At 65.4% G+C, this 1,685-nt stretch carries 1 protein-coding gene; it reads left to right on the top strand.

Annotated features, from left to right (window positions below; translation table 11 throughout):
* Window positions 1-1,236: 1,236 nt before the first annotated feature.
* Window positions 1,237-1,685: hypothetical protein (locus tag ACVBEQ_RS28025; protein ID WP_447156725.1), on the top strand; the 449-nt coding region annotated here is incomplete at its 3' end.

Below are 1,685 nucleotides of genomic sequence, written 5' to 3'. Positions count from 1 at the left end.
GGTGGCCAGCAGCATCACCAGTTCCGGCACGTGCAGCTCGTCGGCCGGACAGCAGGGAGATCGGCGCCCCTAGCGGCCGGGATCCCTGCACAAGCGCCGCTCGACGAGGCAGACACACGCAGGTCGCTGCCAGGTCGAACCACGGGCGCAGCACTCGAGCGGCCGCCTGAGCCGCCCGACAAACCCCCGCGCGCAAGGTCGAGTGACGTCTCAGCAGGGAGATCGCCACCCCTAACGGCCTGAAGCCCTGCACCAACGACAGTGGGCGGCCGGCCGGTCCTCCGGCGATCGCCCCCGGCCGGACCGCAACGCCGCCAGACCCTGCCCTGACGACACCGGCGATGAGCCTCGACGACCGGCAGGTGGAAAGCCTCGGCTTAGCCAATCGAGGTCGGCCAGGTTGTGCGGCCAGGGTGACGTCCCAGATACCGGTCGATCGAGGCGTGCCCGGGACGCAGCTCGCTGGCCTGTTAATGCCTGGCGCCGACGCTGACGTCACGGTTGAACTGAGACCCGCCCTGCCAGCAACGATGCAAGACTCTGCATCGGAGGGCAGGATCCGTCGGCTGTCCAAACCATGTTTCACGTGAAACCTTCCGCACAGACCATGTCGCCAGCGGGCCGGGTTGCGGCAGGACATCCGCGACCGAGCTGACATGCGTCCCCCCGGAGCCGCCGCACTCTGCCAGTCGGAGGTGTAGCCACGATCCGAGGTAGTGGGGCCCGGGGTCGTTTTCGAACCTTCTTGCCGGGCGCTCGGATCAGCGGTCGTGCCGGATCCAGCTGGAGGGAACCTGGTCACCGGTCGTCGCTCGGATTCCTCCTCACCGGCGGTGACTGCCGCCACCCTGGTCGCGGACGGTCGTCACACAAGTACAACCGCTCAGCCCGGCCGTCCCGACACCCGCTGACCGACCACTGGAGACCAACGGCCCAGGCGGGGTGTTTGACGTGAAAAACTCGAAACCCACGAGGCGCTTCTCAGACCGAACTCCAAGGGTGCTGCGGAGGACCCACGCGCTCCCGACATGCACAGCACACCAACAATTCCGTCACGTGACGTTACTGACCACGAATCTGACCGAGTAGCCACCCTCCACCGCACGTGACCAGCAGCAAGAAGAACAGTGCGACGAACGAACCCCGGCGAGACCGGATCGGTGACCTTCGCCTCTGACGAACACCGCCCCAAAGGTCATAGCGTGGACGCGCCTCGATCGCCGCTAGGGGGCCGTCATGACACTCACCGCTTCACCGCAACGCGCATCTCTCGCCGCCCGCCGGGCCGGCTACACCGTCGCAGTGTTGATCAACATCGCATTCCTGTGGGTGGTGAACATCTGGCCCGGCTGGGAGGTCTTGCCGTTCCTCACGGCGGAAACAGCATCCGTCATCGGTGTGGTCAACGCCTGCATCTGGGTCAATCTTGTCTTCAACGTGGTCTATGCCATCGACGACAACGCCTGGATCAAGTTCTTCGGCACTCTCGCCAGCAACGTCGTGGGAATCTTTGCGACGCTACGCATCTGGGACGTTTTCCCGTTCGACTTCGGCGACACGACCGTCGACTGGGCGATGGTGACCAGGGTCGTCCTCGTAGTGGGCATCGCCGGCAGTGTCATCGCGATGATCGCCGCAGTCGTGACCCTGGCCAAGGCGTTGTCCCGGCAATCTTCGGATCGACC

It is taken from the genome of Nakamurella sp. GG22 (genome assembly GCF_052976845.2).
Note: the sequence above shows the minus strand (reverse complement) of the source record. Positions and strands in the feature narration are given on the sequence as shown.